Genomic DNA, 15835 nt, shown 5'->3' with positions numbered 1-15835 from the left:
ATTGCCGATTAGGAGAACAGGCCTTTCAGCCAGTGGATGAACTGTTGAATCATTTCCCACAGGAAAAATTTTGCTTCAGGCGCTTCGCCTTGCTTATTGTCCTCCCCGGCTTTTTGTACGGAAGCCTCGGACTTGCTGTCTGTTGCTTTTTCTGCCTTTGCAGTGTCTTTGCCGTCAGCGGAAGCTGTCTTTACCGTTTCTGCTTTTGCCGCGTCGGAGTCCGGATCAGCGGCTGCGGCTTCGCCTGTTGCAGCGTCGATGAAGCAAAGCGGCGGGAACAATACGCACCACCAGTTTTGACCTTGACCCTCGCCAAGCGTAATCAGAAGAGCTTCATAGTCACCTGCTGGATATACTTCACTGCTGTACATTTTGGTAGGGAACTGCACCATGCCAAGCTCCGCCTTATACGAGTAATCAAACCCGCGGCTTACCAGCACATCGGCAACGATCTCCTCGATTTCACCCATATGATCATGCACCGTTTGGCGCGCTTCTTCAATTGTTTGCGGACCGGTTACCCAACCGTCCATTGCTTTCACGACGGCATCACGGACGACGCGTTTCACCGCTTGATCAGCAGGCGCATCCGAATTAGCCAGAATACGAAGACGAATCGAATCCTGCGGAATAAGCGTCTCTACCATTGCCGCGTCTGTACGCTGCTGCTCCCAGCTCATCACCAGAACAAATAATGCGATAATCAACAAGCCATAGGATTTACGGAAATAAAAAAGGGAATTAGTGCGGTTCATATGACACAAGCTCCTCTCGATCGCACCCGTCAGTGCGTCAGCTTGCGTTCCGGAACGTATCTATCCGTCATTATGTCCGCGATCCCGTCTCTATAAACCTAGCAGCAAAAATGAAAATGATAGAGTTGTTTTCATAAATGAAGCCATCACTTCTGCACTGCAAATAAAAACCCCCGGCAGGCGTCTTTAGACGCCTGCCGGGGGTGAGTTGATTCATTTACGTATTGCCGGTTGTACGGACAGCGATGACATGGCGTTCGATGCCGCCATAGTCGGTAATGATGCGGATGTCGTCCCATTGGCCGACATCCCGCAGCAGCGCGGCGACGTCATGGGCTTGGCCCATGCCAAGCTCGAAGGCGACAATACGCGGCAGCTGCACGAGCGACGGCAGCTGCTCCACCATGCGGCGGTACGGATCCAGCCCGTCCGCTCCGCCGTCCAGCGCGAGGCGCGGCTCGTAATCGCGCACCTCGGGCTGGAGGCCCGCAAGATCATCCGCCGGGATATACGGCGGATTGGACACCAGCACGTCGATGCGGACGCCCTCCGCATCGAGTGCCCCTGCGGCGCCGCGCTTCGCAAACGGCGCCAGCAGGTCGCCCTGCACGAATGCCATGCGTCCCGCCGCCTCATGGCGGGCCGCATTCGTGCGGGCGACCTCCAGCGCGTCCGGCGACAGATCGGACGCGCATACGCGCCAGCGCGGACGCTGCGAAGCAAGCGTCACGCCGATGGCGCCGGTGCCTGTGCCGACGTCAACAACCGTCGGCCCAACAGCCCCGTCAGGCGGCCACAGCTGATCGGCCGCCTCAAGCACGGCCTCGACGAGCAGCTCCGTCTCGGGCCGCGGAATAAGCGTAGCCGGCGTCACCGTAAACGGCCGGCCGTAGAACCATTCCTCGCCGATGATATACTGCACCGGCTCGCCCGCCGCCTTGCGGCGGATGAGCTCGACCCATTCCGCGGCATGTTCTGCCGGGAACGGCTCCGCGAAATCGCGCAGCATCGTTGACCGCTCGATGCCAAGCAGATGCATAAGCAGCCGCTCTACATTAGAGCGCGGCTCCATCACGCCAAGCCCCTCCAAAAACGAAGAAGCCTGCACGCAGGCTTCCCTAATGGTAAACGACGACTCAAAAAACACCCGTTCGTCCTTATGATCAATCATCTCTCTAGCATCCCTTCTCGAGGGTCTTAAAGACATTTGCAAAATGCCTTAGTTCAGCTCTCTCTCCATCAATTCCGCCTGCTCGGCAATCGTCAGCGAGGACACGATCTCCTCCATATCGCCGTTCATAACGGAATCAAGCTTATGCAGTGTAAGACCAATACGATGGTCCGTCACGCGGCTTTGCGGGAAGTTGTACGTACGAATACGTTCGCTTCGGTCGCCCGTACCCACTTTGAGCTTCCGCTCGCCTGCATATTTCGCCTCTTCTTCTTGACGGCGAACATCGGAGATCCGGGCACGAAGTACTTGAAGCGCCTTCGCCTTGTTCTCGTTCTGCGATTTGCCGTCTTGGCAAGTCGCCATGATACCAGTCGGCACGTGAAGAACGCGAACCGCCGATTTCGTTGTATTAACGGACTGACCGCCTGCGCCGCTGGAGCAGAACGTATCGATCCGAATATCTTTATCGAGAATCTCAACCTCGACTTCTTCAACCTCCGGCATAACCGAAACGGTAGAAGTCGACGTATGAATACGGCCGCCGGATTCCGTTACCGGAATACGCTGCACGCGGTGTGCGCCGCTCTCATATTTCATCTTGCTGTATGCGCCTTTGCCGGTAATCATGAAGATGACCTCTTTAAAGCCGCCCAAATCATTCTCGTTCAAATCCATCAGCTCACAACGCCAGCCTTGCGCATCCGCAAACTTCGTGTACATCCGATAAAGCTCGTATGCGAACAAAGCAGCTTCGTCTCCGCCTGCGGCGCCGCGGATCTCAACGATAACGTTCTTGTCATCGTTAGGGTCTTTCGGCAGGAGAACGATGCGAATCTTCTCATCCAATTCGGCCTTGCGCGCGGAAAGCTCATCGATCTCCATCTTCACCATTTCGCGCATTTCGTCGTCGAGCTTCTCGCCTTGCATAATCTTGGCGTCCTCGAGCTGCTCCGACACTTGCTTATATTCTGTGAAGGCTTCATAAGCCTCTTGTAAATCCGATTGCTCCTTGGAATACTCCCGCAGGCGCTTCGGATCACTTGCTACATCCGGATCGCACAACAGTTCACTTAACTTCTCGTAACGGTCTGCGAGCGCTTGTAAACGGTCCAACACAATGATTCACCTCTATAAATTCCTTTTTGACTTGTATCACCCATTATAGCACACAAGGCCTGCTTTTTCGACTGGTGTATTTGCCTAAGTCGCCTTGAAAGAGGCCCCGTATATTCCCTAAGGAAAACGGAGCCCCTTCATGCTTCTTATTTCTTATTTTTTCTTGCCGCCAGGACGAGTGCTGCAGCACCCAGTGCCACCGCGATAATCGACAGGGTCAGCGGAAGCGCCGAATCGGAGTCCGAGTCCTTCGCATCGCTTGCTTCTGCGGCAGCGCCCGTATCATGGCCATGCCCGTCGCCTTCAGCCGTTGCCGCGGTTACCGTAGTCACGGAAGCCGGCTTATCCGAGCCGTCCGCTCCTACCCACTCGACAACTTTATTGTCGCTGTAAGTCTGGTAAGCTTTCCACACCAGCTGGGCCGCATCTTCATTCACCTTGCCGCTCATGCGGAATTCCGTGAACTCCGTTTCGCTAAGACCGCCGCCTTCCGCGGCTGTCCAGGTAATGCTTGTTACAGCACCGTCTGCATCCTTCTCCAGCTCGCTGGTCCAGCCCGGCTTTGGCTCCACGCGGGAAATGACAGCACCTTCCGCAACCTTAACCTGAACCTTCACGGTGCTAACGCCTTTCTCTTCGCTTGGCACGCGAACCGCGAATACCTGATACGAGTTAGCCGGCACGCTTGGCGGTTGAACCGTTACATGGGCGCTTGCCACGCCCGCGAACATCATCAGGCATACCGCCATCGCTGCCGCAATTGTCCATTTTTTTATCTGTTTCATATACATCTCCCTTTCCAGTCATAAGCGTATCACCGCTAATCTTCCATCAGTATATAGCTACGCATCACGCCTGACATGACTCGAAAGGGCTACCCGGATATGACTATTATGTGTCGGGCCGCGTTAATAATTCCGGAACTGCGTTTCCCGCACAAGCTCATTATCGTCCTGATCCATGACTCTGATCTCTGCTGTCCATTTGTCCGCATACGGCAGGAACGGACCTGTCGCTTCAAAGGATGCTCTGACGTATCCAGGGAAAGAATCGCTTGGCTCATCATTGTTCTGGACGAGCGGAATATCGATCGGCGCATCTTCCCTGCTGTCTGAACGCAGACGGAGAATGACCGACTTGGGCGCTCCCGACGCCTCCGGCAGCCATACATGGAGGGCGATCGTATTATCTCCTCCCGGCACGTTAGGCGATACGTTAAACGTCACATGCATATCCTCGCCCATCTGATGGTAGTTATACGGTTCGTTGGCCGGCAGAGGACTCATATACGTGAATACGGCGGCAATCGCAACGATACATGCCATCATAATGGCATCCGCCTTCAGCAGAGTGCCGGCAGGAAAGCCGCTCTTCCGCATCCGAAGGCGAAGCAAGGTGCCCGTCACCAGTACAGCAATGACGAGAACAATTTTAACCGTCAGCAGGCCGCCCCAGGTCGTCAGCCACAAATACGACAGCTTCGGCAGGAACAGCATCGTCATGAACACCCCGCTGATGACCAGCACGGCAAGAGAGATCAAAGCCCCTTGCGAGAAGATTGCGCCAAAGCGCCCCGCTTCCTTCCGGTCGGCATACCAGACATACAGGAGCACGGCCAGACCGCCTGCCCATACGGCGGACGCGAGCAAGTGAACAAAGTCGAAGGCAATCGTCAGCACCTTCAGATCATTTGCTGCCGGATGGCCGATAAGGCTTTCCACCCCAAGCAGCAGGACAACCCACAGGAGGCTGACAAATTTCTCGTTAAAGCGCAGGGCGACAAAACCAAGCAGCACCAGAACAATCAGCTCCAGCCATGCCCGGCCGGTTGTTGTATCCGTAAACAGACTGCCCCACGCGGAGAGAGGCTGCCCCTTCATCAAGTCGTTCACCTGCAGGAAAATATGAAGCAGGACGGTCAAGAGAAGCGCCCGCATCCCGATCACGGACAAACGTTTAAAGGTCGACTGCAGCGATTCGCTTGGCTTCCTCACAAAGACTGACCATAATGCGATGCCGGCTGCCAGCAGCAGCGCTGCATAGTAGAGTACCCGCACAATATAAAGCAGATTTTGCTGCATTCCTTTTGAAGAATTCGCGGTTGAAGCAAACGTCTCCGCATCTTTCCAGTTCGGGGGGTTGCCTACAACAAACACATAAGAGCCGCTGACCGGATGGCCATCCTCCGAAATCACATGGTAGGAGACCGTATAAACGCCGTCCCCCAGCGTCGGAAGAGGCAGCTTCAGCGTTGCCCCTCCGTTCTCGAGCACAGCATCCTCTGTTTTGATCTTATTCGACTGGGAATCGACCACCTCAAGTGAGCCTGCTCCGGGCTCAACCGCTTCGTTAAACGCAAGCTCCACATAGGGAGGCGCTTGATCCAGCTTTGCATTAGCAGCCGGAACCGTCTTCTCCAGCGTGGCATGCGCAAAAGCCTGCGGAGAAAGAGCAAGCAGGAATACAACAAGCAGCATGGCAGCTGCCAGAATACGTTTGGAAAAAGGATGTTGATTTGCTGTCATAACACCATACTCCTATTCTTTAGCTTCCCTCCATTGTACGCCTGCGAGCCGCTCTACGCATGACTCGTTAGAGCTAGACAGAACAGAGGGCAGAATCCGTTTGAACAGAGCAAAACGGTATTGCTCTCTGATCCAGAGAACAATACCGTTTCTTCTGCTGCTATTAAACGTTGAAGCGGAAGTGCATAACGTCGCCGTCCTGCACCACATACTCTTTGCCTTCGAGGCGCAGCTGTCCTCTTTCTTTCGCTACGTTCATCGTACCGGCAGCAGCCAGGTCCTCGAACGATACAACCTCGGCACGAATGAAGCCGCGCTCGAAGTCGGTATGAATAACGCCGGCAGCTTGAGGCGCCTTCATGCCTTTGCGGATGGTCCAGGCACGAACCTCCTGCACGCCAGCCGTGAAATACGTATACAGGCCAAGCAGCTTGTAAGCCGCGTTGATCAAACGGTTAAGACCGGATTCCTGCAGTCCCAGCTCTTCGAGGAACATAGCCTTGTCTTCGCCTTCCAGCTCGGCGATCTCTTCTTCCACCTTCGCGCTGATTGGCACCACTTGCGCGCCTTCGGCAGCTGCGAATTCACGCACCACTTGTACGAACTTGTTATTATCCGTATCGACAACTTCCGACTCAGCTACGTTAGCCGCATACAGCACCGGCTTCATGGTGAGCAGATGAAGATCGCGGATAATCAGCTTCTCGTCATCCGACAGCTCAACGCTGCGCGCTGGCTGGTCGTTATAGAGAGCTTCCTTGACGCGTTCCAGCACTTCCACTTCGAGGGCGATTTTTTTGTCGCCGCCTTTCAGGTTTTTGCGGGAACGGTCGATTTTCTTCTCAACGGACTCGATATCCGCCAGAATCAGCTCAAGGTTGATCGTCTGGATATCGCCCAGAGGATCCACTTTGCCGTTCACGTGCGTAATATTCTCGTCTTCGAAGCAGCGGACAACGTGAACGATCGCGTCTACTTCGCGGATATGCGCCAGAAATTTGTTGCCCAGGCCTTCGCCCTTGCTTGCGCCTGCCACAAGACCGGCAATATCTACGAATTCAAAGGCAGTCGGAACCGTCTTGTTCGGCTGCACGAGCTCTGTCAGTTTGTCCAGACGGTAGTCCGGCACTTCTACAACGCCCACGTTTGGGTCAATCGTACAGAACGGATAGTTTGCGGACTCCGCTCCTGCTTGCGTTATTGCATTAAATAAAGTGGACTTGCCAACGTTCGGCAGACCCACGACACCAGCTTTCAAAGCCATGAAATAAGACACCCCATTTTCCGAAGTAACAATCTCACGTCATTATACCCGATGGCCGCTTACAATAAAAGCCCTAGTACAAGTCAGACCGTTCTTCCAAAAATGGGGCAGTGCCGCATGATCCGAGTTATGTTAACCTGACTTTTTGCGGCAAACCGCAATGACATACATCGGATCGCAGCTCTTGAACCTTGCCAGCGGAAGCGGCTCATGCCCATCCGCCTTGAGCAGGTGCTGCGCCGCTCTGCCCAGCGGCAGCCCGACCTTTTCCCGCAGCCAGTTCATGGACAGATGCCTCGAATCATCAATCGGATTTTGCCCGAACATCGCTTCAATGTCGTAGCAGGTGAGCAGCTCGCCCGCAAGCTCCGATATACGGTATTCAAAACGGTGATATTCGTTAAACGGCTGCTCTTCAAAATATAACGGCGGATTGGTCACGGAACGGTTGGGCGTCGATACGATAAAGAGCCCGCCAGGCTTAAGGACGCGGGCCGACTCGCGGATCCATGCCGCCCCTTCCTCTACATGCTCGATCGTCTCGAAGGAAATGACCGCGTCGAAGGACTCATCGGCAAAAGGAAGCTTCAGCACGTCACCCGTCTCAAAGCGTATGCCTTCCTCGCCGTAATCCCGCTCCGCAAGCGTGACAGCTGCGGCATCCACATCAACGCCAACAACCTCCGAAGCGCCGGAACGCTTCAAGAACGCCGAACCGTAGCCCGCCCCGCAGGCGGCATCGAGCACCCGAAGCCCCCGGACATAACGACCGGCGAGTTCATAGCGGTATAGATGCTCCTCATAGACATCGGCATACTGCTCCTTCACCTGCCGGTTAATCACGAGCCGTTCGCCGCTGAAGACCACATCATTCTGCTCCTTCAGCAGTTGATCAGGCACTGCCGGCCTAACCGCCTCAGCCTCTGTCTCCGGCAGCGGCGGGGACAACTCCTCCGTGACGGCCGCTACAGCAGTAAGCTCTTCCTGCACCGCCTCGGCAGCAGCTCCCGGCAGCGCTTCATCCATCGGCGCCGACAGTTCCGGACTTTTGCTTAAGCCCAAAGTAATGATGCTGCTCGACGTCAGCCGCCCCTTCACCGGATGATTCCCGTTTGCCATTCTCTCCAGGAGACTGAAATCTTCGGCGCTAATATCCGTGCCGGGACGTCCATCCTTCCCGTCATCGATCAAGAGGGTCGACACGGAAACAAAACCGGCCTCCGCATAAAGCTTCCTCACCTGCTCAATGGAATACAGGCAGGAAGACTGATGCTGGGCATGATCATTATCCGGCTGCAAATACCGGAGCATAAACGGATAGTAATGCCGGTTCAGGAACGTTCCAATCAGCCAGCCGCCAGGCTTCAGCAGCTGCTTCAGCTTTTGCATGACCTCTGGCGACCCGCATATATGCGCATCCCCGACAAGGATGCCGTTAAGCGATCCGGCCTCCAATCCCCAATGCTCCGGATCCTCGGAGGTAAAAATCCGGATACCAGCCGCTACCGATACTTTGGCGGCATGCTCATTTTTTTCAACTCCGTACAATACCGCACCTGGATATCTGTGCTTCAAGCTGAGAAGGGTTGCCCCGCAGCCGCAGCCGATATTCAGAAACTTCAGGCCGCCTGCTCCGCTGCCCGTTAAGGAAACTTCCTGGTCCAGCAGTCCCAGCATGTCGGAGTGAATCGTAAGCGCCTCGGAGGAAGCAAATCCCCACTTCTCGCGGAACAGCTGGTTGTTGCGGGTGAACAGCTGCAAATACATCGCCGAATCCGCCCGGAAGCTGACACTTCCGTAGTGATGAATAAACGTATCCCGGCACAGCATCAGCTTATAGCCGAGAAGCCGCAGGCGCAGCGACAGATCATCATCCTCATAATTGCCGATGCCAAACTGCTCATCCATTCCGCCGGCTGCTTCATAAGCTTCCCGCCGCAGCAGCATGCAGAAGCCAATCAGCTTCAGCCTCTCTTCCATCGGTTGGCTTCCGGCAGACAGTCGGACCGATTCGGAGAACCTTTCGAGCTCTTCCACCGTTGTATAATGGCTTGCGATTTGCGTCCAGTAATGGGCCGAATTGGTTACCGGTCCTACTGCCCCGATTGAAGGATCGCTAAGCAGACTCCGCTGCAGGCTGTCCAGCCAGCCCGGCGTCACAAGCGTATCGTTGTTCAGCAGCAGCAGCAGTTCGCCGGAAGCAGCAGCTGCCCCTTGATTGCAGCCTTTAGGGAATCCGGCATTATAGCCGTTCTCGATCAGAACGATATCCGGTTCCGCTTTCGCCCAATCGACTGTCCCATCCTCCGACCCGTTATCGACAAGGATCAGCTCATAGCTTCCAGCTGCCGTATGCCGCCTGATGCTTTCTATGCATGATCTCGTATAATCAAGCCCATCCTTGGTTACCAGGATAATGCTCGCAAGTCCCATCTTTCCACCGCCCGGCACATAGGTTCATGCCATCAGCATATGTAGAAGGAGCCCGGATCGTAAGCGCTGTTCGCCTATCGGGCATTCGCGTTATTTTTTATAAAAGGATAAACCGAATAAATAACCCGCAAGAACATTAATAATGGCTTCATTCTTATCATCAAGAACGATGCGGATGAACGTTTCGACCGTACCTTCCGCATTCGTATACAACTTGCCGTAATTTACGGCCGCCACATAATTCAGAACTACAAGAACAATCGACAACATAAGCGTAAATTGCGTTTCCTTCAATCGGAAGCCGAACTCGCCCTTGCCGATCAGATGAAGACTGGCGCCAAAGCCAAATGTAATAGCAAATAAAACAAACAGGAATTTGGTTGTCGTTTCCGGATCGCCGTTACGGATCAACACTTCATTACTCGCAAAAACAACAAGCATGGTGAACAGGAGAAACAGGATGAACACCACATACTTGTATACTGCCGCCTTCTTAACCATTTTCTGCACCCCTTATGTTGTATAACACCATTGCATGCCAAACCATTCCCACGCCCATACTAACAAGGAGCAGGGAGGTGAAACACACACGATGGAAAATCAAAGCCACAAAGGCAATTATAAAGGGACAACGGCCATGAAGGCAAAGAACCAAGATATGGCATTTGTAAACGACACGATTGAGGATGCGAAGTCCGTAACCAACTTCTCCTCCAAGAACAAAAAAACGGACTAATCTCAACATAAAGCCCCCGTGGGGCAAGCGGCCTTCCTGATTGGAAGTAACAGCTTTACCCGAACGGGGGCTTCTTATGTGCTTTACCTCAGTTGCGCAGCGGAGCTTCTTGAAGCTCGGCTCTTGTCTGCAGGAAGCGGAAGAACGCTGCAGAAGCTTCGGCTCTCGACACTTGCTTCTCCGGCTGGAAGCTGCCGCCCGACAGCGTCATGATCTTGAGACCAACCACGATAGCGGCCTGGCCTTTCTTCTCCATCTTGCCCGCATCCTTGAAGCTGATGTTGAACAGATCCTCATAATTGGCGAGGGAGTTGTAGCCAAGGGCACGTACAATCAGCTCCGCCATCTCTTCACGATCAACCTTGCCGTCCGGATTAAACGAACCGTCGCCGATGTCGATCAGGTTTTGCTGCAGCGCGCTCTCAATATATACATAATATTGGTTTTTCGTACCGACATCCTTAAACGATGTCGATGCCGCCGCATCTTCTGACGCACCGTACAATATCGGCGAACGGCCGCTGTTCATCGCCAGCACGAGCATCTTGATCAGCTCGCCGCGGGTCACGATTTGGTTCGGGCGGACCTTGCCGTCCTTCACATCCAGCGCTTTGTAGGCAACCATCAGCTCCAGCTGGCGCTGTGCCCAGTGGCCGTCAATATCGGTTGCTTTTGGCTTCTCGAGCTGGGTAACGTCACCCGTCTCGCGGTTCTTCCATTCGCCCGATGCCGCATCAAGGAAGATCGATTCATCCAGCTGGCGCGGCACCAAGCGGTAGATCAGCTGCGCATCGGTATTATATTCAACATCCGTTGGCTGGATTTCTCCCGCAGCCATCATCACTTTAAATTTTTCGACCGGAATCGGCTGTCCCTGATACACATAATTTTGCGTCAAATAGTAGGTCAGCTCCGTCCGGTAGTACGTCATCCATTTCTCAATCGCCTGCGCCGGCGTAATGACCTTCGGAGCTGCCTCCGGATATTTGTACGGGTTGATGCTGGCATCATAGCTGCGCACCTCGCCCGTATTTGCATCAATGGTAACGTTCACATTGTCATAATCGGCCGTTGCGCCGTTAATCTTGTGTACGAAGTTGAAGTAATACGAGTCGATATGCGGTACTTTGTCCGGATCATACTGCGACTTGTCGCGCTTCACGATATACAGCTCATCAGCTATCCAAGGAAGCTGCTTCTTAACAGCGTCGACCGCTTTGGCTTCCGCCTGGTCATACGACAGGGCCGGCTTTGCGCTGACGGCTTGGTTATTGTACGGATAAGAATAGAAGCTGCTGATCAACCCGGTCCGGCTGTTAATCGTTGCCGAAGCGGAGCCTACCGTTTCCTTACCGTTCTTCAGCTCCCAGTCAAGCCTCCAGTTCGCAACGGTTGCACCGGAAGACTCATCGGTATTCTCATAATAGCTGGAGCCGCTGAACACAGCGCTGGACGGAATCGGGAAAGCCGCCAGAACAGCCTTTTTCGCCTGATCCTCGGTTAAATTAACCGCAGCCGGAGCTTCGCCCAATGGTTTATCCGCTACCGGCGTCTCCGATACCAGACTCGGATTGATGTATCCGCTCTGCACCTCTTTGCCGGTTACCGCATCAATGGCAAAGGCGCCCATGTCATAGCTCAGCACCGGCTTGCTTGGCGCTTGAGCATTGTAAGGAAGGATGTACCTGAGTTCCGGCTTCGCCTGCTCAATCAGCTTCTTCTTCGCCTCATCAGCCGTCAGCTTCGCATCTACCTTCGGGAATTTAATCGTATCATCCCACTGCAAGGAATAGCGGAGCACATGTCCTTCGCTGTCCACATCCAGCTCAATATAGTTATCCACGTAAGGAATATCGTTAACGATCCGGTCGAACCGCAGCGTATGGCGCACCTCGCCAGTCAGAGGAGGCAGCTGCTGCGCGCCGTATTCCGGATTGAATTTCACTTGATCCTTGTAGGTTGGCGCAATGTCCGACAAGAAGGAATAAGCAATCTGCTGCGCTTTCTCCCGCTCAACCTTAAGAGGATAAGTAGGCTTGGCACTTGGGTTATCCAGGTAGGTGCTGTAATCAAGAAGCTGGCCGTTATCTGCATTCAGCCGTACATAGATGCTGCCCTTGTTCTTGCCGTTTACTTTGTAAACAAAATCAAGGCCCCAAACACTGCGTTTGCCGCCTGCCAAAGCATCAGCCGAAAGTGATGCGCCCTGCAGCGTATACTCTTTTGGAATCTTTACCATTTGCCGGGCAAGCGACTCCGCTTTCTCCTTCGATACCTTCACAGCAGCAGGTACATCCATGCCTCCATCCGATACGGCAGCATCTCCGGACGCTGCGGCAGCTGCCGGTATGTTAGCGCTTTCGGCAAACGCCGCTGCAGGCAAGCTGCTCGTCAGCATAACGGCAGCCGCGAGAGCAACCAGCTTCTTACGATGATTCATCACCATAATTAACCTCCCATGCTTTTCCATTCTTATTATTCAGCTAAATAGACGCAGCCGATACACCAAAAGTTGCGTCCTAGTCCAAATATTTCAAATGGGCATTCCCCCATCCTCCAAAAGCATTCCGCTCCACTAGGAAGTAAAAAAAGCCAGGAGCCTGCGCTGTACGCAGGCTCCTGGCTTTAATTATATTCGGCCGAATCTTACAGTTGGCCGGAAATTTTTGCTTTCAGAGCGTCTTTGCTTTGAACGCCTACCATTTTGTCAACCGGTTGGCCGTCTTTGAACAGGATCAGCGTAGGAATACTCATTACGCCGAATTGCGAAGCCAGTTCAGGCTCTTCGTCAACGTTGATTTTTGCGATTGTTGCTTGGCCTTCCAGTTCTGTTGCAAGCTCCTCCACGATAGGAAGCTGCATTTTGCAAGGTCCGCACCAAGGTGCCCAGAAGTCTACCAAAGAAACGCCGTTTTGTACGCTAGTTGTAAAGTTATCTTTTGTCAATGCTACTGCCATTGTCAATCATCCTCTCCATTTGGTGTATGATAAGGGAATTCCGCCACGTACCGTTTCATATAGCCTAATCGCAGCCACAAGCATGAATCTGCTTCAGTACATCGGAAATCGTGATGCCGCTGAAGTAGCCTTCCAGCTGCTTCTCGGCTGTACAGAAGATCCCAAACATCACCTGGTTCATATTCGAGCCAACGACGCAATCCATGCCCGGATCACCCGAGCACCAGCTTGGGATAAAAGAGCCTTGCGCCATGACGCGATATACATCGCCAAGCGTAACGACATTAGGATCAATTGTAAGCCTGTAGCCGCCTCCAGCGCCTTCTCTTGTATCGACAAAGCCGCTTTTGCGCAATCCGCTCATGACTTTGCGGACGCGCGCGGAGTGCGTGCCTACGTTGTCGGCGATCATCTCACTGCTTGCCATCCGCTCGGGCAGATAGGCTAAATAAACGAGACTGTGTACGGCAATCGTAAATTCGCTGTTCAATGTGAACGGCCTCCCTGTTTAGTACTGTAATAATATCAATTACAGTTAACTTTGTCAATAGCAAGGCCGCCCGATTTTCCGCCACAGTCATAGGGTGCGACGGCGACATCCCCCTTATTCGCCAAGCATCATGGCTAGAAATTGAAATTCATGGGGTCCGAGCCAAAGCGCCGGTTTTTATTTAAGCCGTTGATGGAAGCCATCTCTTCATCCGTTAATTCAAAGTTGAAAATATCCGCATTCTCGATAATCCGGCTTTTTGTAACGGATTTTGGAATGGTGACGACTCCGCTTTGCAAATCCCAGCGCAAAATAACTTGAGCCGCCGATTTGCCGTGGGCCTGTCCAATCTCTTGCAGGAGCGGCACGTCCAGATTGCCTTGAAGCAACGGACTCCAGGCTTCAAGCTGAATACCGCGGTCCTTGCAATAGCTTTGCAGGTCAGGCTGGGTCAGGAACGGCTGGAACTCCACCTGATTAACGGCAGGTACGACTTCACAGCTGCCAAGCAGATCATCCAGATGAGGAATCAGGAAGTTGCTGACGCCGATTGCCCGTACATGACCTTCCTTGTACAGCTTCTCCAACGCGCGATATGTATCTTTATATTTACCGGCCACCGGCCAGTGAACAAGATACAAATCGATTACCTCAAGCTTCAGCTTGCGCCGGCTTTCCTCGAACGCCTTGAGCGTGCTCTCGTAGCCTTGGTTGCTGTTCCATACTTTTGTCGTAATAAACAGCTCCTCGCGCTTGAGGCCGCTTGCTGCCACCGCTCTGCCTACGCCCTCTTCGTTACCGTAGATGGCTGCCGTATCAATACTGCGGTAGCCCGCCTCCAGCGCATCCGCAATCGCTTGCTCCACCTGCGCGCCTTCCTGCGTCTTGAACACGCCAAAGCCCAGCCAAGGCATCAGGACGCCATTGTTTAATGCCGTGTTTTGCGTAATGGATGTAAATCTGCTCACAACTTTCTCCTCCTTCATTTTCAAATGCTGCTTCTCAGCTACACCATTTTACCATTGATTGTCTGCCGTGAACAATTAAGCCGCTATAGAATAATTAGCGGGGCATTCCTCATAAACCTGTCATGATGGCGGGAGATGCGCGAATACATATGTACGGAATGGCGAATCAGCAGGTTAAGGAGGTGTGTTGGAATGGCGTGGTGGAACCGGTGGGTCGCCTTCCGGACCGAAGGTGGTTCCAGGGCAGATGAAATCGACAGGCTGCAAGCGTATTTTAAGTCAAACGGGTTGAAATCAAAGATCACCCTGGAGGGCAACGCCTTGAAACGTCTTCATGTACGCAGTAAGGATGAGGAACGCGCCAAGGAACTTGCGGCTGCATTCGACGCCGAGCACTCCCTATAAGCTTTGATTCAGCCGGGCAATCCGCAGTTTCTTTTCGGCCGGCAACCGGATTTTAAGGCATGCCTTTATCCGGTTGCCGCCACTTTTTGTTCTAGTCTAAAGCCTTGATCTTCGGGGGGATATGTGTATAATACAGGTTAGTGGTTTTCTAGGGTTCCGCCAAGCTTCAAAGCCTGGGTCTGGTCCGAGGGAAAACGCACAGCAATAGCTGTGATCACGGAAGGATAAAAACCTGGGAGTCGCCTGCGATAGCAGTGTACTCCCGGGTTTTATTTTGCCATTTTTTAATCTGACATCTTATGTAAGGGGGAATATATTTCATGAAAAAGCAATGGCTTCAAGTTTATATAGCTGCTGTATTCGAGGTACTGTGGGTTACCGGTCTCAAACATGCCGACCATATCTGGAGCTGGGCAGGCACGTTTATTGCTATTATTCTTAGTTTCGTATTGCTTATTAAAGCAAGCAGCGAGCTTCCTGTCGGCACCGTCTATGCCGTATTTGTAGGACTTGGCACCACGGGCACCGTCATATCCGAATCCGTCTTCTTCGGTCATCCGCTGCATGCGGCTAAATTATTGTTCATTGCCCTTCTCCTGATTGGCATCATCGGCCTCAAAATGATTACGCCGGAGCATGCAAATGCGGGCGAGAAGAAAGGAGCATCCTCATAATGAACTGGTTATCTCTTATCTGTGCGGGCTTATTCGAAATGCTTGGCGTTGTTATGATGAACAAGGTGAATGAGAATCGGAGCGTGAAAAACGTCTCCCTCCTTCTCGTCGGCTTCGGCATGAGCTTTGTCTGCCTGTCTTATGCCATGCAAACCCTCGAGATGAGTATCGCTTATGCGATCTGGACGGGGATTGGCGCCACTGGCGGTGCCGTCCTTGGCATGGTCCTCTATGGCGAGCCGAAGAATATGCTCCGGATTTTCTTTATTACCCTGATCATCGGAGCTGTTGTTGGCCTTAAGCTGGTTGCCTAAGCGCAAAGTCAGCTCCGTCCATA

16 protein-coding genes and 1 riboswitch are annotated in these 15835 nt (G+C 53.2%); of the genes, 4 read left to right on the top strand and 12 right to left on the bottom strand.

What is annotated here, in order from left to right:
- Positions 1-8 precede the first annotated feature (8 nt).
- From spoIIR to BM200_RS26660, 8 genes are all read right to left on the bottom strand, one after another.
- On the bottom strand, positions 9-755 hold the full coding sequence (gene spoIIR / locus BM200_RS26695; RefSeq protein ID WP_091189889.1) for a stage II sporulation protein R: 747 nt from the start codon (positions 753-755) through the stop codon (positions 9-11).
- Between the two features lie 217 nt (positions 756-972).
- Positions 973-1926 (bottom strand): peptide chain release factor N(5)-glutamine methyltransferase, encoded by a 954-nt coding sequence (gene prmC, locus BM200_RS26690; RefSeq protein ID WP_091189888.1) that lies wholly within the window; start codon positions 1924-1926, stop codon positions 973-975.
- 48 nt (positions 1927-1974) lie between these two features.
- Positions 1975-3045, bottom strand: a complete 1071-nt coding sequence (prfA, locus tag BM200_RS26685) for a peptide chain release factor 1 (protein WP_091189887.1) — start codon at positions 3043-3045, stop codon at positions 1975-1977.
- A 146-nt stretch (positions 3046-3191) separates the two neighbouring features.
- Positions 3192-3830, bottom strand: a complete 639-nt coding sequence (locus BM200_RS26680; RefSeq protein ID WP_091189886.1) for a YcnI family copper-binding membrane protein — start codon at positions 3828-3830, stop codon at positions 3192-3194.
- Between the two features lie 123 nt (positions 3831-3953).
- Positions 3954-5570 carry a copper resistance CopC/CopD family protein gene (locus BM200_RS26675; protein WP_091189884.1) on the bottom strand — a complete coding sequence of 539 codons (1617 nt, stop codon included), beginning with the start codon at positions 5568-5570 and terminating at the stop codon, positions 3954-3956.
- A 163-nt stretch (positions 5571-5733) separates the two neighbouring features.
- Positions 5734-6834, bottom strand: coding sequence for a redox-regulated ATPase YchF (gene ychF, locus BM200_RS26670; protein ID WP_091189883.1), 1101 nt, complete (start codon positions 6832-6834; stop codon positions 5734-5736).
- A 132-nt stretch (positions 6835-6966) separates the two neighbouring features.
- Positions 6967-9267: a methyltransferase domain-containing protein gene (locus BM200_RS26665; protein ID WP_091189882.1), complete on the bottom strand. Its 2301-nt coding sequence runs from the start codon at positions 9265-9267 to the stop codon at positions 6967-6969.
- Positions 9268-9357: 90 nt separating this feature from the next.
- Positions 9358-9768 (bottom strand): hypothetical protein, encoded by a 411-nt coding sequence (locus tag BM200_RS26660; protein ID WP_091189880.1) that lies wholly within the window; start codon positions 9766-9768, stop codon positions 9358-9360.
- A 91-nt stretch (positions 9769-9859) separates the two neighbouring features.
- Here BM200_RS26660 and BM200_RS30155 point away from each other — a divergent pair, with 91 nt between their 5' ends.
- On the top strand, positions 9860-10003 hold the full coding sequence (locus BM200_RS30155; protein WP_015847389.1) for a hypothetical protein: 144 nt from the start codon (positions 9860-9862) through the stop codon (positions 10001-10003).
- An 88-nt stretch (positions 10004-10091) separates the two neighbouring features.
- Here the strand turns inward: BM200_RS30155 and BM200_RS26655 are convergent, their stop codons facing one another.
- The 4 genes from BM200_RS26655 to BM200_RS26640 form a co-directional block, all read right to left on the bottom strand.
- Positions 10092-12443: an S-layer homology domain-containing protein gene (locus BM200_RS26655; protein ID WP_175533039.1), complete on the bottom strand. Its 2352-nt coding sequence runs from the start codon at positions 12441-12443 to the stop codon at positions 10092-10094.
- A gap of 206 nt (positions 12444-12649) precedes the next feature.
- The gene (gene trxA / locus BM200_RS26650; RefSeq protein WP_091189877.1) at positions 12650-12961 is read right to left on the bottom strand and encodes a thioredoxin; all 312 of its coding nucleotides are present in this window, start codon (positions 12959-12961) and stop codon (positions 12650-12652) included.
- Positions 12962-13025: 64 nt separating this feature from the next.
- Positions 13026-13451, bottom strand: a complete 426-nt coding sequence (locus BM200_RS26645) for an RrF2 family transcriptional regulator (RefSeq protein WP_091189876.1) — start codon at positions 13449-13451, stop codon at positions 13026-13028.
- A 134-nt stretch (positions 13452-13585) separates the two neighbouring features.
- The gene (locus BM200_RS26640; RefSeq protein WP_091189874.1) at positions 13586-14437 is read right to left on the bottom strand and encodes an aldo/keto reductase; all 852 of its coding nucleotides are present in this window, start codon (positions 14435-14437) and stop codon (positions 13586-13588) included.
- 174 nt (positions 14438-14611) lie between these two features.
- Between BM200_RS26640 and BM200_RS26635 the strand changes: the two genes are divergently transcribed.
- From BM200_RS26635 to BM200_RS26625, 3 genes are all read left to right on the top strand, one after another.
- On the top strand, positions 14612-14824 hold the full coding sequence (locus BM200_RS26635; protein WP_091189873.1) for a hypothetical protein: 213 nt from the start codon (positions 14612-14614) through the stop codon (positions 14822-14824).
- A 137-nt stretch (positions 14825-14961) separates the two neighbouring features.
- Positions 14962-15065, top strand: a riboswitch (guanidine-I (ykkC/yxkD leader).
- A 79-nt stretch (positions 15066-15144) separates the two neighbouring features.
- Entirely contained in the window at positions 15145-15498 is a 354-nt protein-coding gene (locus BM200_RS26630) for a DMT family transporter (RefSeq protein ID WP_091189871.1), read from the top strand.
- Positions 15498-15812 (top strand): DMT family transporter, encoded by a 315-nt coding sequence (locus tag BM200_RS26625; RefSeq protein ID WP_091189870.1) that lies wholly within the window; start codon positions 15498-15500, stop codon positions 15810-15812. The genes BM200_RS26630 and BM200_RS26625 overlap by 1 nt, the downstream gene beginning before the upstream one ends.
- The last annotated feature ends 23 nt before the right edge of the window (positions 15813-15835 follow it).

Origin of the sequence: Paenibacillus catalpae (assembly GCF_900112695.1) — a bacterium.
Lineage (GTDB): Bacteria > Bacillota > Bacilli > Paenibacillales > Paenibacillaceae > Pristimantibacillus > Pristimantibacillus catalpae.
Note: the sequence above shows the minus strand (reverse complement) of the source record. Positions and strands in the feature narration are given on the sequence as shown.